Source organism: uncultured Hymenobacter sp. (genome assembly GCF_964242765.1).
Classification (GTDB): Bacteria; Bacteroidota; Bacteroidia; order Cytophagales; family Hymenobacteraceae; genus Hymenobacter.
The window spans coordinates 1-22,550 of the sequence record NZ_CAXTBM010000006.1 but is presented as its reverse complement, the minus strand read 5'-3'; the positions used below and the strand labels follow the sequence as shown (position 1 = coordinate 22,550).

Sequence of the window (22,550 nt, the reverse complement as noted above, 5' to 3'; positions counted from 1 at the left end):
AGTAATGGCCGCGGATTAATAGCCCTGCTTTTTCCGCGGTCTTTTCGGCCTCTTTGTAGACTTCTTCTTTCGCCATGTCTTCACTTTATTTTGCCCTTTGGCAGTCTGCCCAGGCACACATGAGCCAGCACTTAACGCTGTTTGCGCAAGTTCCTGCTGACGGGGATATGGATGGAGCCTTAGCGCATTGGGTGTTGCCCGAACTAGGCAACCACCGGCTAGCGCAGCAAACGCACTCGTTGCTGGTAGAAACCGCGTATCTGCCCCCGGCAAGCTACTTGCTTGATATAGGACGGTGCACGCTGGTTACGGGAGAACTGCCCCTGCAAGCCGAGCAGGAACGGCTGTGCTTCGGCTTTGAAGGCCGAACGTTGCGGGGCTACTTTGCCTTGCTGCGGCTGCGGCCGGGCAGCAGCCGGTGGCTTTTCGGACGGCTCCAGTATATGCCCGACAAGTTTGAGCAAGGTCCGCAGGTGGCGCCCCTGTGGCCCATCACGCAAACAACCTCGGTATAAGTTGCTAGTGTGCAGGTAGTAATACGCAAAGATTAAATTGGTCATTACTACGCAGTTAATCTAGCAAAAGCACTTTTAAATTTGCTTCTGTCTTGCCACAACGGCTTCACCGACAGCTTATTTCTATTCTTCACTGTCCATCCCCTGCCCTATGCTCGACTTCTCTTCACTCAGTGACCCCGCTGCCCGCGTTTACACCATCGACCTCAATCAAACCGACCCGGTGCGGCTGGCTAGTCGGCTCTGTCAAGTCAATCCGCAGCAGCGTCCGCAACTGCTCATCGACTGCCAACACCTGGAATGCCTGCGCACCCGCGGCGTGAGTTACTTGGCGTCGCAGTTGCTGCTTACTCGGCAGGCGGGCGCCGATATACTGCTCTACAATGTGAGTTCCGTACTGTGCCGGGCGCTGCATTTGCTTCGGTTGCATCAGCTTTTCCGGGTGATACCGGCTCCTAGTGCTTAACCTGTTTTCCGTTCTGCTTTTCCTTTCCATAACCCAATACCTTCCACTTTCTTAAATTTCTTTCGCTATGGCTACTTCCTCCACAAGTGCATCATCCAACCGCGCAAAATCTGCTTCGGCGCCTAAATCCAACCCCCGTGGCTTTGCTGCTATGGACCCTGCCACCCAGCGCCGCATCGCCAGCGAAGGCGGTAAGGCTTCCCACGAGAGTGGCCGGGGCCACCAGTGGACGCCCGAAGAGGCGCGCGCTGCGGGTCGGAAGGGTGGCCAAGCCAGCCGTACGAGCCGCACTTCCGCGACTAGCTAAGTAAGTAGGCGCCGGCAACCCGCCGGTTGATTCGAGCTTATTGGTAAGCTAAAAGCCCCGGAGTTGCTCCGGGGCTTTTTTGTTGGTAGACGGGACGGCGAGATGCTTCGGCTGCGCGGCTGCCAGATCAAGCGTAAGCGCAACCTAATGGGTTGGATAAACAACGTGCTTGCAACCAGCCCTAGCTGCTGCGCTGAGGCTAGAAGGCAATTTCCTGGCTTTCTGGCTTACTCGCCTGCTGGCGGATTAGCCGAAAGACGGAGGTGCTACGTAAGCAATGCGGTTTCTGCTTTTGTTTGCTTATGTCTGTTACTGCTACGCTGGCGCCGTCGGGCCCCGTTTCGCCGATGGCGCCCCTCCGGATTCCGTTTTTCCGGATGCTTTGGATTGCCTCTTTCGTTTCCAACATCGGCACCTGGATGCAAAACGTGGGCGCCGTCGGGCTGATGACCGATCTGACGACCTCGCCGGTGCTGGTAGCCATGCTGCAAACAGCTTCGGCGCTGCCCGTATTTCTACTGAGCTTGCCCGCCGGTGCCCTCGCCGACCTGGTGGATCGGCGGCGGATGCTGCTGCTCACCCAATCCTGGATGGCGGGGGTGGCCTTGGTGCTGGCGGCCGTTACGCTGCTGGGTTTCACAACGCCCTGGCTCTTGCTGCTGCTTACGTTTCTGCTGGGGCTGGGCGGCGCCCTCAACAACCCCGTGTGGCAAACCGTAACGCCCGAGCTGGTACCGCGCGAGCAACTACCCCAGGCCCTGGCCCTCAACAGCGTGAGCTTCAACCTGGCCCGTTCGTTTGGGCCGGCGCTGGGTGGACTGCTGATTGGCAGCTTCTCGGCCGGAGCCGCGTTCTTGCTGAACGGCCTGTCGTTTCTGGCTACTATTTATATGGTGTGGCGCTGGAAACGGGAACCGCAGGCCACTTCTACGCTGGCCGGCGAACGGGTGCTGGCCGCCATTCGGGGCGGCGTGCGCTATGCCCGTTTCGCGCCGCCGGTGCAGCACATTTTGGTGCGGGGCGTGAGCTTCACGTTCGGGGCGTCGGCTCTGCTGGCGCTGATGCCGGCCGTGGTAGCGCGGCGGCTACTGCTGCCTACTTCGTTTTATTCGGTGCTGCTTTCGTGCATGGGTGCGGGGGCCGTGCTGGGGGCCGTGCTGTTGCCTAGCCTCAACCGTCGCCTCACCATCAACTGGCGCGTGACGCTGGCCACGGTGACTTTTGCCATTGGGCTGCTGGGGTTGGCCTTCGTCGACAGCCAAGTGGTGCTTTCGGCGCTGCTGGTGCTGGTAGGGTTGGCCTGGATGCTGGTGCTCAACTCGTTTAGCGTGGGCGTGCAAACAGTGGTGCCGCGCTGGGTGCAGGCCCGCACCATCAGTCTGTACCTGCTTACTATTCAGGGCGGCATGGCACTGGGCAGCGTGGTGTGGGGCTCGGTGGCCAGCAATTGGGGCCTGCCCGTGGCCCTGACGGGGGCGGCTATCTGGCTGGCACTAAGCACGCTGCTGGTCTTGCGCTTCTCGCTCATCAACAACACCGAAACCCTGGACTTCACCCCCGCCCGGTTGCGCCCCGAACTGGTACTAGCCGCGGAGCCGGCCCCCGATGCTGGTCCTATCATCATCACCACCACCTACCAGGTGGACCCCGCCGACCGCCCTGCCTTTGCGAGCCTTATGGAGCAGCTCAGCCGCATCCGTCGCCGCGAGGGGGCCATCCGGGTCGGCCTCTACACCGACCTGGCCGACCCGACCCGCCTAGTCGAGTATTTCATGGTGGAGTCGTGGGAAGAGTACGAGCAACTGCACGACCGGGGCGTGAGCCGCGAGGAAGCGGATGTGAAAGCCCTGGCCCGCCAACTGCATCGGGGCCCCGACAAACCCGTAGTGGCCCGCCTACTAGCCGAACACGCCGGCGAAGCCACCACCCAAGCCCCTATGGTGCCCGGCAGCACCCGCTTAGTAGCCAGTACCGCCGGCGAAACAGCGAGCTAGCGTTAAAAGCTGTTCTCTTGGGAAAGCTAGGAGAGCTAAGTTTTTCGGCTGCTTAGCGGCCAACTTGTTGTGCTACTTTCTTTTGCTGGCTGCTCTGTAGACCCAACGACAAACAATTGCCGGGAGTCTGTAGCTGAACTGAAACCTTCTACCTTGCCGGACGCTTTCCTTATGAATACTCTGTTCCTATGAAACTGCTCTACGGCTATCTGCGCAATTATTGGGGCTTGCTGGTGCTGGCCCTGGTACTGGCGGCCATCAACCAGGTTTTCTCCCTGCTTGACCCCTGGATTTTCCGCAAAATCATCGACCAGTACGTAGTCAAGCCCGGTGGCGCGCTGCACGACGTCAACTTCCAAACCTTTCTGAGTGGGGCGGGCTTGCTGATATTGGCCGCTATGGGCGTGGCCATGGTGTCGCGCATTGCCAAGAACTTCCAGGACTACTACGTTAATGTTATCACCCAGCGGCTGGGCGCGCAGCTGTATTCCGATGGGCTGCGCCACTCGCTGGAATTGCCGTATCAGGTGTTTGAAGACCAACGCTCGGGCGAGACGCTGGGCAAGCTTCAGAAGGTGCGCACCGACGTGGAGAAGCTGATTGCCTCGTTTGTGAACGTGCTATTTGTAGGGCTGGTGGGCATCATTTTCGTGGTCGGCTATGCCCTGACGGTGTACTGGGTTATTGCGCCGGTGTACTTCCTGACCATTCCGCTGCTGGGCTTCTTGAGTTCGGTGCTCAGCAAGAAAATCAAGGTGGTGCAGCGCACTATTGTGGCGGAAACTACCGCATTGGCCGGTGCTACCACGGAAAGCCTGCGCAACATCGAACTGGTGAAAAGCCTGGGTTTGGCCCAGCAGGAAACCGAGCGGCTAAACGCCACTACCAACAAAATCCTGAAGCTGGAACTCAAGAAAGTGCGCTACATCCGGTCGTTGTCGTTTGTGCAGGGCACGTTCGTGAACTTGCTGCGCAATGCCATTCTGCTCTTGATGCTGTACTTGGTGGTGCAGGGCCGCATTACGGTGGGCGAGTTCTTTTCGCTGTTTATTTACTCGTTTGCCATTTTCGGGCCGCTACAGGAAATGGGCAACATCATCAATATCTACCGCGAAACCGAGGCTTCCCTAGCCAATTTCGAGCAGATACTGGCCACCCCGCGCGACGTGAAGCCCACGCACCCCAAAGACATCCAACAAATCCAAACCCTGGCCTTCGATGAGGTGCGCTTCAAGCACGTTTCGGCCAGCAACGCGGCGCTGGATGGTATTTCCTTCGACACCAAGCTCGGCGAAACCATTGCTTTCGTCGGCCCGTCGGGCTCCGGCAAAACCACGCTCGTCAAGCTCCTGGTGGGCCTCTACCCGCCGGCCGCCGGCCAGATTCTCTACAACGGCATCCCCGGCACCGAAATCGACTTGGACACGTTGCGCGAACAAATTGGTTTCGTAACCCAGGACACCCAGCTCTTTGCCGGCACCATCCGCGAGAACTTACGCTTTGTGGCCCCCAATGCCACCGACGAGCAGTGTCTGCGCGCCCTGCACGACGCTGCCGCCGATTCGCTGCTCGCCCGCGCCCCCCAGGGCCTCGACACGGTGATTGGCGAAGGCGGCGTTAAGGTTTCGGGCGGCGAAAAGCAGCGCCTCAGCATTGCGCGGGCCTTGCTGCGGCGCCCGACGCTGCTCGTATTCGACGAAGCCACTTCGGCGCTGGACTCGCTCACGGAAGAGGAAATCAGCCAGACGGTGCGGGAGCTTTCGGGCTCGCGCCAGCACATTACCATCCTCATTGCCCATCGCCTCAGCACCATCCTGCACGCCGATAAGATTTTCGTGCTGGAGCGGGGCCACATCGCCGAACAAGGCCGCCACGACGAGCTTCTCTTACAAAAAGGCCTTTATTACGCCATGTGGCGTCAGCAAATCGGCGAACGGCCCCTGTCCTCTATTGCCCCGCAACTGGTGCAGGCTTAACTGCTGATAGAAGATAGTCTTGCTCCCTAACCACGGCTCTGAATTAGAAGAGCTAGGTCTCGACGCGGGATGCCTGGTCGGGTAGATAGCAGATCAAACAGGACGGGTTTGGCAACAGTAAGTATCTCAGCGAAGACCAACTACTAGTAGCAAAGCGCCTCGGCCGTAGCAGCCTAAGAAGCCTTACTGCGCGGGCACTAAAAGATGAGGGTGCACGTTATTTAGGCACGATTCCTGACTATCCAGGTTTCTCATCCTACCGACATTTCCATGACGCTTCAGCCTCGCTTTTTCCGCCATTTCTCCGGCTTACTGCTGGCTGCGTGGCTGCTTCTGGCCGGTTCGGTCAGTGCTCAATCTTCTACCACCAACACCAAGCGCGACGTACTGCGCGAAATCACCGACGTAGTGGGTCTTAAGCCCCGCTTCGAGCTACAAGCCACTTCGGCCGTGCAAAACGCGGCAGCCGTGGTGTACAGCGGCAAACGCTTCTTGCTTTACAACCCTGACTTTGTAGCTGCCGTGAACCGCGCCGGCCGTTCCGACTGGGCGGGCATCAGCATTCTGGCGCACGAAATGGGCCACCACCTCAACGGCCATACGCTGAAGACCGGCGGCTCCAACCCCACCGACGAGCTGGAAGCCGACGAGTTTTCGGGCTTTGTACTGCGCAAGATGGGCGCCAGCTTAGCCGAGGCCCAGGCAGGTATGGCCGTGGTGTCGGACGAGGAGGCTTCTCCGACGCACCCAGGCCGTTCCACTCGCCTCAAGGCTATTAATGAGGGATGGCAGCGGGCTAGCCAGCAGATTGTAGCCAGCAACCGCAGCACTACCCCTTCCGCAGCGCCGGCCATCGTGAGCAATTACCCTGCTATGACGCCCAGCCAGCCTCGGTCTAACTCCAGCGCTAATGCGCCGGTTGTGATGGCCAGCAACGGCAAGATGAGCCTAGTAGGCAAGATTACTTTCCGCAACAAGCCCAACCAGCCATTTTACCTCACCAACCGCCTCAACGTCATTCGCCTCGATCATGAAGAGCACACGGCGCAGGTGGTGGGCCGCATCACCCGCTCCAACAACGAAGACTTTCCCTTTATCTTGGTCGACGACCAAAATCGCCGCCTCTTAATTGATGCTGCCGGTGCCGTATACGACGACAACGGCCGCCAAGTAGCCATGGTGTCGGACCCATCCTAAGCAGTTACAAGTTCGAGCGTTCGACTTTACATTAGTTGAACACTCCCTCATTCGATGATAAATGAAAGGTCCTGGCTGTTTGGCCGGGACCTTTTTGTTTGCACAGTAAGCAAAGAGTTAACACTACCAGCAGTAACCGCACCACTTAAGTTGCTTGCGCTGCTAGCAGCTTCGGTGTTAACTGATGTAGCAGGGTCTGGGGGGGCCATCTGCCAGAAGCCCGGCTTTGATAGGCGCCCCCTTTACCTTTGCGGCAGCTTTACCTGATATACTCCTATGCCTACGCTCCCTTTTTTGCTCGTTGATGCATTCACCGAAACCCCGTTGGGCGGCAATCCGTGTGCGGTAGTGCTTGATGCCGATGGCCTCACCGACGAGCAGATGCAACGCCTGGCGCAGGAGTTCAACCAGTCGGAAACTGCCTTTGTGCGCCGCTCCGCCGAAGTGGAATTTGGGGTGCGGTTCTTTACGCCGGCCGAAGAAATTCCGCTGGCCGGGCACCCCACCATTGCCACCATTACCGCCCTGCTGCATGCGGGCCGCTTGCAACTCACTGGCCCGCGTACCACGTTGCAGCTCGCCCTGCGCGACGGCCCCATTCGCATCGACGTGGACGCGCCAACCACCGCAGGGGAGTTGCCCCAGATTTCAATGACGCAACGCCCGCCCGTGTTCGGCCAATTGCACGACCCGGCCGTGGTGGCTCCGCTGTTCGGTCTTACGCCGGCTGATGTGTTGCCCGGCGCGCCCGTGCAAACCGTGAGTACCGGCACGCCGCAGCTGATGATGCTCTTGCGCGACCATGACGCCTTGCGCCGGGCCACCCCGCCCGAACCCGCCGCCTACGCCCGCTACCGCGCTACCTCCGATTTTTTCAGCCCCCACCTGTTCTGCTTGGGCGGTGCTACCCCGGCTGGCCACACGTTTGCCCGGCAGTTCGGTACGCCCCCCGACCTGCCCGAAGACCCGGTTACGGGTTCGGCCACCGGCGGCATGGCGGCGTATCTGTGGCATTACGCCTACCTCGCCCAACCCGATTTCATTGCCGAGCAAGGCCATTGGCTCGGTCGGCCGGGCACGATAACGGTGCACGTGGCTGGTCCGCGTGACGCCATTGAGTTTGTGCGGATCGGCGGCACGGGCGTCGTGCTAGTGGAAGGCAAGCTGATGATTTAGGTAGTGAAAAAGAACTACCTGGAAGCGGCAAGGAGCCTGCTTGAACTGGCGAGCCAGCATGACCGAGAACATGGTTTTGTTGCAACTCTAGGCCCGCTGAAGCTGTTGAGCAACTGAACTGTGTTGTACTTACTGCTTTTATTCCGTGCCTGAACTACCCGAAGTTGAAACCTACCGCCGCTTCCTCGACGATATCATTCTGCATCAAATCATTACGGCGTTTGAAGTGAAAGACGCCCACGTCCTCGCCACCGACGAAGACACGTTGCGTAAGGCCCTGGTAGGCCGCCGCGTAACAGCCACCCACCGCCTTGGCAAGAACTGCTTTCTGGAGCTAGACAACAGCCAAGTTGTAGTTTTGCACTTCGGCATGACTGGCGACGTGGGCGCCTACCGCGACGACCACGACGCGCCCCGCTTCACCCGCGTAGCCTTCCACCTCGAAGACGGCTTGCGGGTTGCTTTCATCGACCCGCGCAAGTTCGGCCGCATCCGCCTCGTGGAAAGCGTAGCACAGTACCAGAAAGCCAAGAAACTGGGTCCCGATGCGCTGAACGTAACGCCCGAGCATCTGCAAGCCGTGCTCGGCACCAAGAAGCCCATGATCAAGCCGCTGCTTCTCGACCAGGGCATCACGGCGGGCCTCGGCAACTGGATTGTGGACGAGGTGCTATTTCAAGCCAAGATTCATCCGGAGCGGCGGGCGCATACGCTCAGCACCAAGGAGTTCAAGGTCCTGCACGAGGCCATTCAACTGGTGCTCACCACCGCTATTCAGCACGAAGCCACCTACCGGCATTTCCCCGCCTCGTTCCTTATCCACGCCCGCGAGTGGGATGACTCCGCCACGCCCGGCACCGACGCCCATACCTTCTGCCCCCGCCACCCCAAAACCTCGATTGCCAAAGGTTATGTGGGCGGCCGGGCCACCTATCACTGCCCCCGCTGCCAGCCGACTCCCGCCGCCGTGGAGTAGATTTAAAACAGCTAGGATAAAGTAGTTGCAAGGTGAGTGCGTCTTATTCGCAAGCAACTCCGCTTGAAGCCTGACTTGTTTAGCCACTTATGGCAACTCAGCGCCCTTTACTGCCAGGCAAAGACCAACCAGTGATGGATAACTTGTTGAACGCCTTGCGCGCTGACGGCCATACCGTTGAGAGAACTGTCAACTTAAATACCGTTTATCAGCAGTTCAACGCCCGCTACTTTACGCTTATTGGGCTTGGGGGCGGCTTCAACGACAAGGAGCGCAAGCAACTTCAACAGGAGTTTCAGTTGCAGAATCTAGGGGCCAGAGTGGAAGATATAGTTGGGCCGGTGGGGCGCACAGCTCAGTTTTCTGCTAAGCCCAGTTGCCCACCAACCGGTGCTCGAACAGTTGATGGTGTCACTGGCCGCGGCGCAACCTACAGTACACCTGCTTACCCGCCGCCCAAGTGAAGCCACGAAGAAAAAGCAGCCCGGCAGTGAGTGCCGGGCTGCTTTATTTTAACGCTGTTGGTTGTTGGCTTTTTCGGCTTTGCGCGTGAGCGTGGTGAGCCAGGATTTGGTGATGGCCGATTCGCTTTCGTGACCGTAGCGGCGGGCGTCGCCTTGCTCGCCGGTAGGGCTGGGCAAGGCGCGATTCACCCAGCTCAGCATGTCGGCGGTGGTGCCGGGGGCCAGGCCGTGGAAGGCAGAAAGCAGCTTGGCGGGCAGCCCAATGATAAGCTCAGCGTCGCCGCGGCGGCAAGCGTTCCAGATTTGACGAGCCGCCGAATCGGCTCCTACCGTAATGGCCGGCATGGAATCGGCGATGGTAAACCAAGCGTACTCTTTGACGTGCTGGCCCTTGATGATGGCATGCGGCGGGCTGCCGGTGCGCAGCAAGCCGGGGCAAACGGTGGTAACCTGAATGCCGTATTGAAGCAACTCCGAGCGGAAGCTCTCGGAGAGGCCTACCAGCGCGAACTTGCTGGCGCAATACGGCGCTAAGTGCGGCACGGGCACCTTGCCGCCCACCGAGGCAATGTTGACGATGCGGCCTTCGCCCCGCTGGCGCATATCGGGCAGTACGGCTTGCATGGCGTGCAACGGCGCCCAGAAGTGGGTATCCATCGACTCCTCGTACTCGCGCAACTCCATGTGGTCGAGTGGGCCGCCCGTGATGATGCCGGCGTTGTTGATTAGCACGTCGATGGGCCCCAGCTTTTCTTGCACCTCTGCTACCATGGTGCGCACTTCGCCGGGCACCATCAGGTCGCGGGAAACAGCCAATACCTCGGCTCCGCCAGCGGCCAACTCTTGCCGGGCGCGTTCCAGCTCATCGGCGTCGCGGGCGCAGATGGCCACCTTGGCTCCTTCGGCCACGGCTTGCCGCGCCAGAATAAGGCCCAGGCCGCGCGAGCCGCCCGTAATCAGGACCACCCGGCCCTCCAAATTGTAAGAGCCACGACGGTTGCTCCACAATGTGGCGGCCGCTAGCAACGCGCCGGCGCCGGCTACCACCAGCCAGTTGTTACGTTTTTCGGGTTTCATATAATCGGATCTGAGTTTCTGATTGCTGAATTCCAGTTGCTTGTTAGATACTCGTTGCGTGCTAAAGATGTTTGGCAAGGCCTTTCACTAGCCCGTTGCTTGCTTCGCTTCAAGCACAACGGTAGGCTCGCGGGCAACAACTCGCCCGCCTGACAGCCTCGGGGTTCAAACCAGCTAACAGATTGGAAATCGAGGGCAGAACCGTGCAACTTGAAACCAGAAACTTCCCGCCAGACGTTATGGGCGCAGCTTTCACGAATTGGCATCATATTTACGTGTCAGTTTTAGCTCCTAGCTCGTTGCTTGGTCCAGAGACGCTATCCGTCCACTGGCATCTTCACTTACTACGCATGAAAACCTTTTTTATGGCCGCGCTGCTGGCGACGGCTCCTACCCTGCTGCTAGCCCAAACTGCTGGCAAGCCCAAGACCGCAGTGGCCGGCCCCAACGGAGCCACCAAACCCAAGCCTTCTGCCCCGGCGACGCCCGCTCGCCCCGCGGCTGCGCCCCCCGAAACGCAGGTGGAAGCTCGCGCCAATGCCCTCACCAGCAACATGCAAAAAGCCCTGGTGCTGAATCCTGAGCAAGTAGAGAAGGTGCGGCAAATCAACCTGGTTAGTGTGCGCGGCGTCGAATCGGCCCGCCTCAACTACCGCCAAAACATGCGCAAAATGGCCTCCGTTGTTGACGACATCGGCCAGGCCCGCATGAGCGCCCTGAAAAACGTATTATCTCCCGCCCAGTTCGATAAATACCAGCGCAAGCGCGAAGAGAAAATGGGCGTCCCCAACACCCAAGGCAATCAAGGCACGCCCGTGCCCGGCCTGCCTCCGCAAGGCGAGTAAGTGCTGAGGTGAACGGGGAAGTTGTCATTGCGTCGTCCTGCGCCCTCGCAATGACAACTTATCCTCGAAGATTTATCTTTCCTGAACAGACAAGCCCTTGACATTCGCAAAGCTGTCAGGGGCTTGTCACGTTCTAGGCTTGGGGCAATTAGAGGAAGGATTGCGTCGTCCTGCGTCCTCGCAATGACAACCCACCCGTTTACTCACCGAAACGTTTCCCATCCTAGCTTGAGGATGATGCCGCTAACGACCACCAGAAACAGCACCCGAACGAAGCCAGTACCTTGTTTGAGGGCCATTTGAGCGCCTAGCGTGGAGCCTATAATGTTGCACACGGCCATCGGCAAGGCCACCATCCAAAGCACTTGTCCGGTGTAGGCGAAGTAGGCCAGCCCGGCCAGGTTGGTCGCCACGTTCACGAGCTTAGCCGAGGCAGAAGCGGTTAGGAAGTCGTAGCCAAACAGACCCACGAACGTGAAGAGCAGGAAACTGCCCGTGCCAGGGCCGAAAAAACCGTCGTAGAAGCCGATAACGGCTCCCATGATGATGGCCACCCACACTTCGCGGCGGGGTGAGAGGCGCGGCGCGTGGAGGGTCCCCAAATCTTTGCGCCAGAATGTGTAAAGAGCAATTACCACCAGCAGCCCCAGCACCATCGGCCGCAGCAACTCCCGCGGAAACAAACTCACCACCCGCGCCCCCAGAAACGCGAAAGTGCCCGCCACCAAAGCGGCCGTACCTACTGCCCGCCATTGAATGGGCACCTGGCCCGCATAGCGCCGCAGCGCCGCCGCCGTGCCCATCAACGATGACACTTTGCCGGTCCCGAAAATGGTAGGCTCCGGCACGCCCTTAAGCAGCAACAGCATGGCTGGCAGCTGGATCAGCCCGCCACCGCCGACCATCGAATCAATAAAACCCGCCACAAAGGCGAACAAACACAGCAGCGCGAGGGTCAGCGTAGTAATCACGGCGGCGAAAGTAGCACCTAGCCCGGTAGAATACCGCTGTACCTGTCAGTTTGCCGCATAAATGCTGAAGTTATTCTTCTCTTCGATTCGCCTAGGAAGATTATCAGAAAAGCTAAAAAGGCCGCCTGCTACCCGCAGCCAAAGCAAGACCAGGACGGGCTGAATAAACAAAATGTCTGTTTTCACCTACCTTAAGCTGTGTGGCCCGTGAGCAACAAGAACGTTCTGCTTGATCTGGCGCCCGCTTGTCGAAGCAAAACGTTCGATAGCGGTACAAAAGCGTTTTTCTTCACTGGCCACAGACCCTACTTCAGAATCAGCAAATAGCCCTACTGCGCAGCAACCGCCTTGTTGGTTGCAACACAGATTGGCGCCTCCTTCAATCTTCGGGCGGCTATTCCCGTACAGTCAGGCTCACCTTGCTTCTCATGACTTCAACCCTTACTCAGCGGCAGAAGATGTTCACGTTTGCGGGCATCCTGCTGGCCATGTTTCTGGGCTCCCTCGACCAAACCATTGTCAGTACTGCCCTGCCGCGCATTGTGGCCGACTTACACGGGTTCGACCGGTTTACGTGGGTGGCTACGGCGTACTTGGTAGCCAGCACGGCGCTGGTGCCCATCTACGGTAAGCTGGCCGATATGTATTCGCGGCGCAAGATTGAGGTGGTGGCCGTGACCGTTTTTCTGGTGGGCTCGATGCTGTGCGGGATGGCCGGCGAGTTTGGCTCGCTGCCCCTGCTCGGCGACGGCATGACGCAGCTAATTGTGTTTCGGGCCATTCAGGGCCTGGGCGGCGCGGGCTTGTTTGCCATGGCCTTCATCATTATTGCCGACCTGTTTGCGCCCGCCGAAAGGGGTAAGTACCAAGGGTATGTGGGGGCAGTATTCGGCACTTCGTCGGTGCTGGGCCCGTTTTTGGGTGGCTTCCTGACCGACAAGGGCACTGGTCTGATTCCGGGCGTGGCGGGCTGGCGGCTGGTGTTCTACGTGAACCTGCCGCTGGGCTTGCTGGCGCTGTGGTTTATTCTGACCCAGATGCCCGCCCTAAAACCGCGCACTGCCCCCAAACCCCTCGACCTGCTCTCGGTCGTGCTGCTGATGGCGGGACTGGCGCCGCTGGTAGTGGGCCTACAGCTCAATAAAACCGTGTATGGCTGGACCTCGCCCATCACGCTCGGCTTGCTTGCCACGGCGGCGGTAGCGCTGGCCTTGTTCGTACGCCGCAGCCTGCGCTCCGACAATCCGATTCTGGACTTCGGCTTGTTTCGCAACAATGTGTTTCGCTGGGCCAATGCGGCGTTGTTTCTGCTGGGCGGGGCCTTTCTGGGCATTATCATCTTCGAGCCGCTGTTCATGGTGAATGTGCTGGGTACCACGGCCACCCGCGCCGGCATCAGCTTGATTCCGCTCTCGATGGGGGTGGTGTTTGGCTCGATGCTGGCGGGGCGCATGGTATCGCGCTTCGGGCACTACAAACGCTGGATGATAGGGGGCCTTCTGGTGTTGCTTGGTGGCCTATCGTTGCTGGCTACTATGCCCGTAACGGTTAGCTACGGGCAGGTGCTGTCGTATCTGCTGCTGTGCGGCCTCGGGCTCGGCCCTACTATGCCGCTCTACACGCTGGCCATTCAAAATTCCATTGCGCCTCACCTGATGGGACAGGCCACGTCGGCCAGCCAATTTTTCCGGCAGATTGGCGGCGCCATCACGGCTTCGGTGTTAGGTGCCGTGCTTACGCTCACGCTGGCGCAAAACCTGCCTGCTACCACGGGCCGCGGCCTTGCTGTCAGGCCGGTAGTGCTAGCGGAAGGGCCTGCTATATTGACGGAGGCCGCTGGCCCGGCTTCCCCAGAGCTACGGCTAGCTTTCTCGAAAGCCATTTCCCGCATGTATCTCTTCAACATTGTTTTGGTAGCGGGCGGCCTGCTGATGACGCTGTTTGTGCCCGAACTGCCGCTACGCAAAAGCAACCAAACTGCTCCACCCGCTGCGGCGGAATAAGTTTCAACCCAGCCCAAGCTACTAGCCTATTTCTCTTAGGCAATTGCAAGAGGCGAGCAAGCCTAGCCAACCCAATCAGGTAAATCAGTAGGCAGCAGGGGGAACGACTTGGCAGCAAACTAGTTGTTGGCTGTTGCTGTTGTAGCAGCTACCACGCGCCGCGTCCGTGCGGCTGTTCCTCTTAGCTTACCTTCTGGCATCATGTCAACTTCCAATAAATTACACCTGAGCGTCCTCGACCAGTCGCCGGTGCGGCAGGGCGGTTCGGCCCGGCAGGCACTACAGGAAACTATAGAATTAGCGCGCTTGGCCGACCAACTTGGCTATACTCGTTTTTGGGTATCGGAACACCATAATACCGGAACGCTGGCGGGCTCGGCGCCGGAGGTGCTGCTCGCCCGGCTCGGCACCGAAACCAAACGCATTCGGTTGGGCTCGGGCGGCGTGATGCTGCCTCATTACTCGGCCCTGAAGGTGGCCGAAAACTTCCGGCTGCTGGAAGCCCTCTATCCCGGCCGCATCGACCTCGGCATTGGCCGCGCCCCCGGCACCGACCGGATTACGGCCCACGCCCTCAACCCCCACAACGCCTTTCGCGACGAGGATTTTGCCGAGCAGCTCATGGATTTGCGCGCCTTCCTGCGCGACGAGGTAGTGCCCGACACCATCCACGCCAAAGTAAAAGCGGCGCCTTTTGTGGACACCGTACCGGAAATGTGGCTGCTCAGTTCCAGCGGGCAAAGCGGCTTATTTGCGGCGCACGTAGGAGCGGCATTTTCCTTTGCGCACTTCATCAACCCCAACGGCGGCCCCGACATGGTGCGCCTCTACAAAGAACGATTCCGCCCTTCGCCCGAATTGGCGGAGCCCCTCGCCAACGTGGCCATCTTCGTGCTTTGTGCCGACACCGAAACGAAAGCCCAGGAATTGGCTGACGCGCTGGCCCTGCAAATGCTGAAACTGGAAACCGGCGACCGTACCCCCATCAACTCCGCCGACGCCGTACGCAACTGCCCCCTCACGCCCGAGCTAAGCGCCCGCCTCGACTACCATCACCAGCGCATGGTGTCCGGCAACCCCGAGCAAGTGCGCGCGCAACTCGAAAAGCTGGCCGCCACCTACGGCGTAAACGAAATAACGGCCGTCACTATCACCTACGACTTCCAGGATCGGCTGCGCTCCTATGAGTTGCTAGCCGAGATATTCGACCTCAACCCCGTGGCCCAATTGCTAGCACAAGCTCACTAACCCAATAGCAGCAAATAAGTTAGAGCAAGAAAAGCAGAAGTGGAGCCTAGTAGAACTCACGCATGGGAGGTCAGGCAGGGCGTTACTATTTCGTTAACACCTTATCAGTTGGCAAACCATAATATTGGAAGGCGTCTAAGCATATCTTGCTGCGGTACAGACCTTTAATACTGGGCTAGCGCACCACCCACCCCGATTCTTTGCAGCACGGACCCAGAGGGAATCTTTTGGGTCCATGCCGTTTGTATGCCTTTACTATTAGCTGGCAAAAATATTTGTTAACCTATTTTGAATTCATCTAAATAGAGGCGTGCTTTGCATTGTTTTTAATCAGTCTAAACAAGGCAAGCGTTTTATTCGATGTCCCGACCTGCTCTACTGCTACTTCTATCGTTGCCGCTTAGCGGCCTTGCTCATGCCCTTCCTTTATCTGTTGCTACCAACTCAACTGTTGCTTCTGCCCTCATCGGGGCCGATGATCCGGTTCGGCGGGGTTGGCTGACTGGTAGGGTGAGCGACGGCACGGGCAAACCGGTGGAAGGCGTGACAGTAGCGCTGAAGGGCACCACGTTCGGCACGAGCACGGCCGCTGATGGTAGCTTCCGGTTGTCGGCGCAGGCGGGCTCTTACCAGTTGGTTGTAAGCAGCATTGGCTACATCGCGCAGGAGATACCCGTAACCGTAACGGGCGGCGAAAGCACGCCGGTACCCGCCTTCACGCTAGCCGTGAGCAACCAAAACTTATCGGAAGTAACCGTAACGGGCGCTAAATCCTTGAATCAACGGACCGTATCCGTGGGCAAACTTCCGGTGGCTACCCTCGACTTGCCCCAAAGCGCCGTAACGGTAGAGCGCGAAGTGCTAGAACAACAGCAAGTGCTGCGCCTCTCCGATGCCCTCGTGAACGTGAGCGGCTTGTACGTAACGAGTACTACGGGCGGCACGCAGGAAGAGCTAGGTAGCCGCGGCTTTGCTTACGGCAGCAACAACACCTTCAAAAACGGGGTCCGCTTCAACAACGGCGTGATGCCGGAAGCCACTTCCTTGGAGCGCATGGAAGTGCTGAAAGGCAGCGCCGCCATCTTATACGGCAACGTAGCGGCCGGCGGCGTGCTGAACCTAGTTACCAAAAAGCCGCAGTTCGAGAAAGGTGGCTCCGTTGGCCTGCGCATAGGCAGCTTCGGCCTGTGGAAGCCGATATTCGACGTATACGGTGCCGTGGGCACGAGCGAGAAAGTTGCTTTCCGCCTGAACGGCACCTACGAAACCGCCAACAGCTACCGCGACGAGGTGGAGTCGAGCCGCGTGTACGTGAATCCTTCCCTGCTTTTCGAGCTGACGCCGAAAACCACGCTGATTTTGGAAGGCGACTACCTGCATGACAACCGCACACCCGACTTCGGCGTGGGCGCTATCGACTACAATGTGCTAGAGTCGCGCAGCCGGTTTCTGAACGTGCCGGGCGCCAAAAACGCCACCACCCAAACCAGTTCCACTGCCACCCTCACGAGCCGCCTCAACGATACGTGGCAGATCCGCGCAGTAGCTGGCTTCCAGCGCTACGACAACGAGCAGCGCACTGGCAACCGCCCATCAACTATTCGCAACGGAGTGCTTCTTGGCAGCCCAGCAACCGCCAACCGGCCTGCTATTCCTGAGCGCTACAAAGAAAGCCTCTACGGCAACTGGGCACGCACCCTGAGCCGCACCGAAACTTCCGAAAACTATTACCTCGCTCAACTGGACCTCACGGGCAAGGTTCGCACCGGCTTCCTGGAGCACACCGTGCTGATTGGCGCCGATGCCGACCAGTACAACACGCAGGCGCTGACTTTCACGGCGCAGCCTTACGACTCCATCAATGTGTTTGACCGCAGCCGCACGCTGGCCCAGCCCGCCAACAGCGTGCGCAGCTTCGACGCGCTGTATCGCAACACCCGCACGTTGACTAACACGCGCCGCGCTGGCTTCTACGTGCAGGATTTGATGAGTATTTCCGAGAAAGTGAAGCTGCTGGCAGGTGTGCGGTGGAGCTACCAAGAAACGCCGAGCGACGTGTACACCTACGCTGCGCCTACTGCCGCCGACCAGAGCCTGAAAGTAACGCAGCAAAACCGTCGCTTTGATAACGCCTTCTCGCCACGTCTGGGGCTGGTGTATCAGCCGATCAAGACAACATCGCTGTTTGCTTCCTACGCCAACTCGTTCCAGCCCAATACCGGCCAAGATGTTACCGGCGTGGCTTTGGCACCCTCTACCTTCGACCAGTATGAGGTAGGCATCAAGAACGACTTGTTCCACGGACTGCTGTCGGCCAACGTAACGGCTTACCGCATTGTAAACAGCAACTTAGCGCAAACCTACTTGGGTCCTATCACTGACGCTAACGGCAGAACGATTGACAACCTGAACACCAACATCAAGGAGCTAGCCGGTGAAGTAACCAGCAAAGGGGTGGAGGTAGACGTGCAAAGTAAGCCGATGATGGGCTGGACTTTTATTACGGGCTACAGCTACAACCATACGGCCTATACCAGAAGCAACATCTACGAAGATGGCAGCCGCCTGCGCTACAATCCCGCGCATACGGCTAACCTCAGCCTCTACTACAACTTTGGCAACAGCTTTGGTGACAACAGCTTTCTGCGCGGCTTAACGGCTGGCATTACCTCGTACTATGTGGGCGACAAACTGGCGGGCCGCAACACGCGCCTCTACGACCCTGCTACGGGCCGGCCCTTTGTGGCTACCGACGCCTTCCGCCTTATCAGCACCCCCGACTATGTGCTCTTTGATGCTTCGCTCGGTTACACTTACGACCGGTTTTCGGTGCGGGTGAAACTGGCCAACATCCTCGATGAGCTGAGCTATAACATGCACGACGACAACAGCGTGAACCCCATTGCGCCGCGCAACTTCGCGGCCACGGCCAGCTACCGGTTCTAGCAAGCATAATGGCTTGATGAAGGTGAGTGAAGAAAACCCGGAAAGAGCCAGCTGCAACTGGTAGCTTTCCGGGTTTTCTGCCGAAATTTATTAGTGGAATAAATTTTACTTTGGAAAGCATGAAAACCTTCTTTCGCAACATTCACCTCTACCTCAGCTTGGTTTCGGGCCTTATCATTGCCGTGGTATGCTTTACGGGCGGGGTGCTGGTCTTCGAGAAAGAACTAGAGCAAGCCTGGCACCCCGAGCGCTACTTCGTGACGCCGACCATCACCCCGCGCCAGCCCCTGGCGCAACTCACTGAAGCCGTGCGAGCCTACAAGCCGGACGCCAAAATCACGGGCGTGAAAGTGTACGCCGACCCCGCTCGGACCGTGGAAATCAGCTTGGCCGGAGCACCCGGTGGGCCGGGTGGCGAGCGGAAAGCAGAAGGCGGTGGCCGCGAAGGCCAGACCGGGAAAAGCCGAGAAGGCAGCCGCGCAGAAGCCGGAGTTCAACCTGGAACGCAGGCAGCCGGCGGCAAAGGCCAGGAAGCCAAAGGCGGCAAAGGTGGCGGCGAAGGTGGCCGTGGCCCAACCGTGTTCGTGAACCCCTACACGGCGGCCGTTACGGGAGAGCTGAACTACCGCGAAACTTTTTTCTTCACGATGATGGCCCTGCACCGCGGCATGGTGGGCGGCGCTATTGGCAAGCTGATTGTAGGCGTGAGCACGCTGCTGTTCCTGTTCATTATCGGGACGGGGATTGTGTTGTGGTGGCCGGCCACGCGCAATGCCGTGCGGCAGCGGTTGCAAGTGAAATGGAGCGGCGGCTGGAAGCGGCTCAACCACGACTTGCACATCGTGCTGGGGTTCTACTCGGCTTTGTTTCTGTTTGTGTTTGCCTTCACGGGGTTGGCGTGGTCGTTTGAGTGGTTCAACAAAGGCATCTATGTGGTGACCAACTCGCCTATGCAGCGCCCCGAGCCGCCTACTTCTGCCACGCCAGCCGTAACGGACGCCGCGGCTCTCACGCCAGATGCTGCCCTGACCTTGGCCCGGCAGCAGGCTCCCACCGCCGAATATTATTCGCTGCAACTACCCAAAGATCTCACCAGCAGCATCCGCGTAGCTACCCTGCGGCCGGGTGCCAGCTACGAAAACGCCACCGACGAAGTGTACCTCGACCAGTACTCGGGCAACGTTATCAGCAAGCAGACCTACGAGCAACGCAGCTTAGGCCAGCGCGTGCGGGGCATGTTCAAACCCGTACATACGGGCTCCGTTTTCGGCTGGCCTTCCAAGATCATCAGCCTTGTGGTGTGCTTGCTGGGTGTTACCTTCCCTATTACGGGCACCATCATGTGGCTGAATCGGCTGCGCAAAGCCAAAAAGAAGCAGCGTAAAATGGTTGCGGCGTAAGGGGAAGTAACAAGCAAGATATAAGTAGCAAGTACCTAGAGTTGAGAGGCGGGTCGCGTTTAGAGAAGTAAGTGGGTTTCACCACATCTAACTACTTGCCACTTGCTACCTGTTGCTTCTCTGCCTGGAAACCCGAGGCAGCCCTAACCGTAAGACTTTGAAGCGTCAGGCAGCTATAGCCTGACGCTTTTATTTTGTCTGCTTCTGTTAGTTAGGGCCAGCAACTTGCCGTCAGCAAATGGCAATACTAGTAAGCTTCTGCTTCACTGCGTGTTAACTACCTAAAGCCGCGCCGCCACAATTCTATTGTTCGGTGCGGTATAGAAGCTTCAGACTACAACCGCCACCTCACGTACTTTGCTACCACCAAACCGCTTCTATGTCGTCGTCTACTACTTCCAAGCCTACTGCTTCTGAAAACCTCTTGGTAGCCCTGCTCCGCCGAGCTGGCCTGCTCGACTGGTTTTTGCTGGGACTGGTGGGAGCGGTGGCATTGGCGTATCTGGTGCCGGGCGTGGGCAGCAAGGCGAGTCCGGTGCCGTGGAAGCAACTGACTACAACCGGCGTCGCCTTGATTTTCTTTTTCTATGGGCTCCGGCTGAACCTGGAAAAGCTAAAGTCCGGGCTGCGCAACTGGCAGTTGCACACAGTGGTGCAGCTTACCACGTTTGTTGCATTTCCGTTGCTGGCGCTAGCCATGCGGCCTTTTTTTGGCAGCGAGAAGGCGGACTTGCTCTGGCAAAGTATCTTCTTTCTTTGTACGCTGCCGAGCACGGTTTCCACATCGGTGGTAATGGTAGGCATTGCGGGCGGCAATTTGCCCGCGGCCATCTTCAACGCCAGCATCAGCAGTTTACTTGGCATCTTCCTCACTCCTATCTGGACCAGCCTTGTCCTGCACACCGGCACCGGGGGCGGCCACCTTTGGGGGCTGGCGCTCGACCTTACGTGGCAGGTGGTGCTGCCCGTAGTAGCGGGCGTGCTACTCAACCGCCGCTTCGGTGGCTTTGCCGAGCGGCACCGGCAGGCATTGCGCACCTTCGACCAAGTTGTTATTCTGCTTATCGTCTTCACCTCGTTCTGTGAGTCGTTTGCTGAAGGTGTTTTCCGCAGCTATATCCCCGCCGATGTGCTGTTGCTGGGCTTAGGTATGGTGGGGTTGTATTTCCTGATTTTTGGGCTGGTGTGGGGCTTAAGTGCTCTGCTCGGCTTCTCGCGCGAAGACCGAATTGTGGCCTTGTTCTGCGGGTCTAAGAAGTCGCTGGTGCATGGCAGCGTCATGGCGAGCCTGCTGTTTCCGGCCACGGCCGCAACCGGGGCGCTGCTGCTGCCGCTTATGCTCTACCACGCACTGCAAATCATTCTGGCCAGCGTTATGGCGCAACGTATGGGCCAGAAAGTGGCAGTTGCGTAGCGCCAGCGGATAGTATTATTCAGCAATAGCAACAGACCTATACGTTGTGCATTATGAGGCAAATCAGCCTCCTTACAAGAATTACACTTTTCTTCGCCAGCGTGCTAGCTACCAGCTACTTATCGCCGGCCACTGCCTCCGTACCCCAGATGAAGGCTCTCGGCTACGGGACCGTCACCAGCTACCCCGATTACGCCGAAATTTCGGTGGAGGCGTCTTCAACCAAAGACAAGCTCAAGGACACGGTTGCCGAAGTTCAGACCGTGGTGGATTAGGTACTAAAGCTTTCCGCCACGTACGCCCGCACTTCGCAGGACGGGCGCCTGCGTAACGTATCAGCCAACAAGGGATACAGTGTTATGGCACTGCAAGACGCGCTTCACACCGTAGACCAAATGTGCGTTGCCATGCACGCCAAGCGGGAAGCCGTACTCGAAGTCACTACTTACAAAGACTTTAGCGGGGCTCAGGATTACCACGGCTGGGAGGAGCCACAAGAAGTGGAATTATACGGTAAAGGGTTTGGTGGTCGAGGTTTCAAGCTTACGCCAGAACTACTTCGCTATTCAGCCAGCACCCGTATTATAGCAGCCGTGAAATAGTGTTTTTTCTGGTTGACTTGCTATATTTGAAGCTAGCACTTACTTCAAAAAGTCAGTTTCTCGGCATGAAAAAACTTCTTCTCGTTATTGTTTTATTTTCAGGTTTTGCTACGGTCACCTTGGCTCAAACGCCTACCCAAAAGATATACGCGGCGGTTGTAAAAAATAAGCCTGCGGACGTGGAGGCCTTACTTAAGGCTGGCGCCGACCCCAATGCGCCCGTTGAAATGATGCCGGGTTTTCCAACCAGCTTTCTTATCCTGGCAGCCGGCCGCAACCAGACGGAAATTGTGAAGGTGTTGCTTCAACACAAAGCCCAAGTCAATAAGCCCGATAGCTTCAATGCCACTGCCCTCATGGCCGCGGCTGGCGAGGGCAACATGGAATTGGTAACGCTCCTACTGGCCGCCGGCGCCGACCCTAAGCTCAAAGACAACGATGGCAAAGATGCTGTGGCCAGCGCCAAGGAAAGCGGCAATGCCGAAGTATTGAAGCTCCTGCAAACTAAAAGCAAGTAGCGCCGGGCACCAACCACATCACCAATAGCACACCGCAAAAGCGGCCGGGCAGCAATGTCCGGTCGCTTTTGCAGTTTAGTGGCGCCGGGCCCGTATATTTCAAGCGCCAGCCTGCTCCCGAGTAAGCTGACGTTTCGCCCTGCCGCTGCCCGCCCCACCCCGGTTTCTCTACCTCAAACCAGCAAGCTCAGCCTCGATCTGCTTCTGCATGGAGAACCTGTTACCTATTTTATTTGCGTCGGTGGCCGGGGCGGGCCACGCTTTCGAGCCCGACCACCTGCTGGCTGTCAGCACCATGGTGTCGCGGCGCGAGAGCACCGTGCTGGCTATGAAGGACGGTTTGTATTGGGGCCTCGGGCACACCACCATGATAGCGCTGGTTGGGTCGGTGATCTTACTGAGCCGGGCCATCTTTCTGCAATCCAGCTACTTTGAAGCGGCGGTGGGCTTGATGC

Annotated in this window: 20 protein-coding genes and 1 pseudogene; 19 read left to right on the top strand and 2 right to left on the bottom strand. The window is 58.4% G+C overall.

From position 1 onward, the window contains the following. Positions 1–74 precede the first annotated feature (74 nt). The 9 genes from ACFE7X_RS03810 to ACFE7X_RS03770 all read left to right on the top strand — a co-directional run bounded on the left by ACFE7X_RS03810 (position 75) and on the right by ACFE7X_RS03770 (position 9,071). Positions 75–515, top strand: a complete 441-nt coding sequence (locus ACFE7X_RS03810) for a hypothetical protein (RefSeq protein WP_375434333.1) — start codon at positions 75–77, stop codon at positions 513–515. A gap of 151 nt (positions 516–666) precedes the next feature. After that, on the top strand, positions 667–981 hold the full coding sequence (locus tag ACFE7X_RS03805) for a hypothetical protein (protein ID WP_375434332.1): 315 nt from the start codon (positions 667–669) through the stop codon (positions 979–981). A 67-nt stretch (positions 982–1,048) separates the two neighbouring features. Next, positions 1,049–1,288 carry a KGG domain-containing protein gene (locus ACFE7X_RS03800; RefSeq protein WP_375434331.1) on the top strand — a complete coding sequence of 80 codons (240 nt, stop codon included), beginning with the start codon at positions 1,049–1,051 and terminating at the stop codon, positions 1,286–1,288. 302 nt (positions 1,289–1,590) lie between these two features. After that, a complete protein-coding gene (locus ACFE7X_RS03795) occupies positions 1,591–3,282 on the top strand; it encodes an MFS transporter (protein ID WP_375434330.1) in 1,692 nt (563 codons plus the stop codon). 188 nt (positions 3,283–3,470) lie between these two features. After that, entirely contained in the window at positions 3,471–5,258 is a 1,788-nt protein-coding gene (locus ACFE7X_RS03790) for an ABC transporter ATP-binding protein (protein ID WP_375434329.1), read from the top strand. Between the two features lie 270 nt (positions 5,259–5,528). Continuing rightward, positions 5,529–6,455: a membrane-binding protein gene (locus tag ACFE7X_RS03785; RefSeq protein ID WP_375434328.1), complete on the top strand. Its 927-nt coding sequence runs from the start codon at positions 5,529–5,531 to the stop codon at positions 6,453–6,455. A gap of 276 nt (positions 6,456–6,731) precedes the next feature. Then, the gene (locus ACFE7X_RS03780; RefSeq protein WP_375434327.1) at positions 6,732–7,631 is read left to right on the top strand and encodes a PhzF family phenazine biosynthesis protein; all 900 of its coding nucleotides are present in this window, start codon (positions 6,732–6,734) and stop codon (positions 7,629–7,631) included. Between the two features lie 145 nt (positions 7,632–7,776). Further along, positions 7,777–8,607, top strand: coding sequence for a DNA-formamidopyrimidine glycosylase (gene mutM / locus ACFE7X_RS03775; protein WP_375434326.1), 831 nt, complete (start codon positions 7,777–7,779; stop codon positions 8,605–8,607). Between the two features lie 89 nt (positions 8,608–8,696). Next, entirely contained in the window at positions 8,697–9,071 is a 375-nt protein-coding gene (locus tag ACFE7X_RS03770) for a hypothetical protein (protein ID WP_375434325.1), read from the top strand. A 48-nt stretch (positions 9,072–9,119) separates the two neighbouring features. Here ACFE7X_RS03770 and ACFE7X_RS03765 read toward each other — a convergent pair whose 3' ends face one another. Next, positions 9,120–10,148: an SDR family NAD(P)-dependent oxidoreductase gene (locus tag ACFE7X_RS03765; protein WP_375434324.1), complete on the bottom strand. Its 1,029-nt coding sequence runs from the start codon at positions 10,146–10,148 to the stop codon at positions 9,120–9,122. 350 nt (positions 10,149–10,498) lie between these two features. Here ACFE7X_RS03765 and ACFE7X_RS03760 point away from each other — a divergent pair, with 350 nt between their 5' ends. After that, positions 10,499–10,993: a hypothetical protein gene (locus ACFE7X_RS03760; protein WP_375434323.1), complete on the top strand. Its 495-nt coding sequence runs from the start codon at positions 10,499–10,501 to the stop codon at positions 10,991–10,993. A gap of 203 nt (positions 10,994–11,196) precedes the next feature. Here ACFE7X_RS03760 and ACFE7X_RS03755 read toward each other — a convergent pair whose 3' ends face one another. Next, a complete protein-coding gene (locus ACFE7X_RS03755) occupies positions 11,197–11,964 on the bottom strand; it encodes a sulfite exporter TauE/SafE family protein (RefSeq protein WP_375434322.1) in 768 nt (255 codons plus the stop codon). Positions 11,965–12,392: 428 nt separating this feature from the next. Here ACFE7X_RS03755 and ACFE7X_RS03750 point away from each other — a divergent pair, with 428 nt between their 5' ends. The 9 genes and pseudogenes from ACFE7X_RS03750 to ACFE7X_RS03710 all read left to right on the top strand — a co-directional run. After that, positions 12,393–13,967, top strand: a complete 1,575-nt coding sequence (locus ACFE7X_RS03750; protein WP_375434321.1) for an MDR family MFS transporter — start codon at positions 12,393–12,395, stop codon at positions 13,965–13,967. Positions 13,968–14,168: 201 nt separating this feature from the next. Continuing rightward, positions 14,169–15,215, top strand: a complete 1,047-nt coding sequence (locus ACFE7X_RS03745; protein ID WP_375434320.1) for an LLM class flavin-dependent oxidoreductase — start codon at positions 14,169–14,171, stop codon at positions 15,213–15,215. Positions 15,216–15,575: 360 nt separating this feature from the next. After that, positions 15,576–18,161 (top strand): TonB-dependent siderophore receptor, encoded by a 2,586-nt coding sequence (locus ACFE7X_RS03740; protein ID WP_375434319.1) that lies wholly within the window; start codon positions 15,576–15,578, stop codon positions 18,159–18,161. 119 nt (positions 18,162–18,280) lie between these two features. Further along, entirely contained in the window at positions 18,281–19,561 is a 1,281-nt protein-coding gene (locus ACFE7X_RS03735; protein WP_375434318.1) for a PepSY-associated TM helix domain-containing protein, read from the top strand. Between the two features lie 379 nt (positions 19,562–19,940). Continuing rightward, a complete protein-coding gene (locus tag ACFE7X_RS03730) occupies positions 19,941–20,975 on the top strand; it encodes a bile acid:sodium symporter family protein (protein ID WP_375434317.1) in 1,035 nt (344 codons plus the stop codon). A gap of 101 nt (positions 20,976–21,076) precedes the next feature. Continuing rightward, positions 21,077–21,250 carry a hypothetical protein gene (locus ACFE7X_RS03725; protein WP_375434316.1) on the top strand — a complete coding sequence of 58 codons (174 nt, stop codon included), beginning with the start codon at positions 21,077–21,079 and terminating at the stop codon, positions 21,248–21,250. Between the two features lie 84 nt (positions 21,251–21,334). Continuing rightward, positions 21,335–21,577, top strand: a complete 243-nt coding sequence (locus ACFE7X_RS03720; RefSeq protein ID WP_375434315.1) for a hypothetical protein — start codon at positions 21,335–21,337, stop codon at positions 21,575–21,577. Positions 21,578–21,642: 65 nt separating this feature from the next. Then, positions 21,643–22,095, top strand: coding sequence for an ankyrin repeat domain-containing protein (locus tag ACFE7X_RS03715; RefSeq protein ID WP_375434314.1), 453 nt, complete (start codon positions 21,643–21,645; stop codon positions 22,093–22,095). A gap of 208 nt (positions 22,096–22,303) precedes the next feature. Beyond that, positions 22,304–22,550 (top strand): annotated as a pseudogene (locus tag ACFE7X_RS03710) (urease accessory protein); the annotation flags it as partial.

Coding starts and splice junctions, on each gene's coding strand:
- ACFE7X_RS03810 (WP_375434333.1), top strand. CDS start 75: ATGTCTTCACTTTATTTTGCCCTTTGGCAGTCTGCCCAGGCACACATG.
- ACFE7X_RS03805 (WP_375434332.1), top strand. CDS start 667: ATGCTCGACTTCTCTTCACTCAGTGACCCCGCTGCCCGCGTTTACACC.
- ACFE7X_RS03800 (WP_375434331.1), top strand. CDS start 1,049: ATGGCTACTTCCTCCACAAGTGCATCATCCAACCGCGCAAAATCTGCT.
- ACFE7X_RS03795 (WP_375434330.1), top strand. CDS start 1,591: ATGTCTGTTACTGCTACGCTGGCGCCGTCGGGCCCCGTTTCGCCGATG.
- ACFE7X_RS03790 (WP_375434329.1), top strand. CDS start 3,471: ATGAAACTGCTCTACGGCTATCTGCGCAATTATTGGGGCTTGCTGGTG.
- ACFE7X_RS03785 (WP_375434328.1), top strand. CDS start 5,529: ATGACGCTTCAGCCTCGCTTTTTCCGCCATTTCTCCGGCTTACTGCTG.
- ACFE7X_RS03780 (WP_375434327.1), top strand. CDS start 6,732: ATGCCTACGCTCCCTTTTTTGCTCGTTGATGCATTCACCGAAACCCCG.
- ACFE7X_RS03770 (WP_375434325.1), top strand. CDS start 8,697: ATGGCAACTCAGCGCCCTTTACTGCCAGGCAAAGACCAACCAGTGATG.
- ACFE7X_RS03765 (WP_375434324.1), bottom strand. CDS start 10,148: ATGAAACCCGAAAAACGTAACAACTGGCTGGTGGTAGCCGGCGCCGGC.
- ACFE7X_RS03760 (WP_375434323.1), top strand. CDS start 10,499: ATGAAAACCTTTTTTATGGCCGCGCTGCTGGCGACGGCTCCTACCCTG.
- ACFE7X_RS03750 (WP_375434321.1), top strand. CDS start 12,393: ATGACTTCAACCCTTACTCAGCGGCAGAAGATGTTCACGTTTGCGGGC.
- ACFE7X_RS03745 (WP_375434320.1), top strand. CDS start 14,169: ATGTCAACTTCCAATAAATTACACCTGAGCGTCCTCGACCAGTCGCCG.
- ACFE7X_RS03740 (WP_375434319.1), top strand. CDS start 15,576: ATGTCCCGACCTGCTCTACTGCTACTTCTATCGTTGCCGCTTAGCGGC.
- ACFE7X_RS03735 (WP_375434318.1), top strand. CDS start 18,281: ATGAAAACCTTCTTTCGCAACATTCACCTCTACCTCAGCTTGGTTTCG.
- ACFE7X_RS03730 (WP_375434317.1), top strand. CDS start 19,941: ATGTCGTCGTCTACTACTTCCAAGCCTACTGCTTCTGAAAACCTCTTG.
- ACFE7X_RS03720 (WP_375434315.1), top strand. CDS start 21,335: ATGGCACTGCAAGACGCGCTTCACACCGTAGACCAAATGTGCGTTGCC.
- ACFE7X_RS03715 (WP_375434314.1), top strand. CDS start 21,643: ATGAAAAAACTTCTTCTCGTTATTGTTTTATTTTCAGGTTTTGCTACG.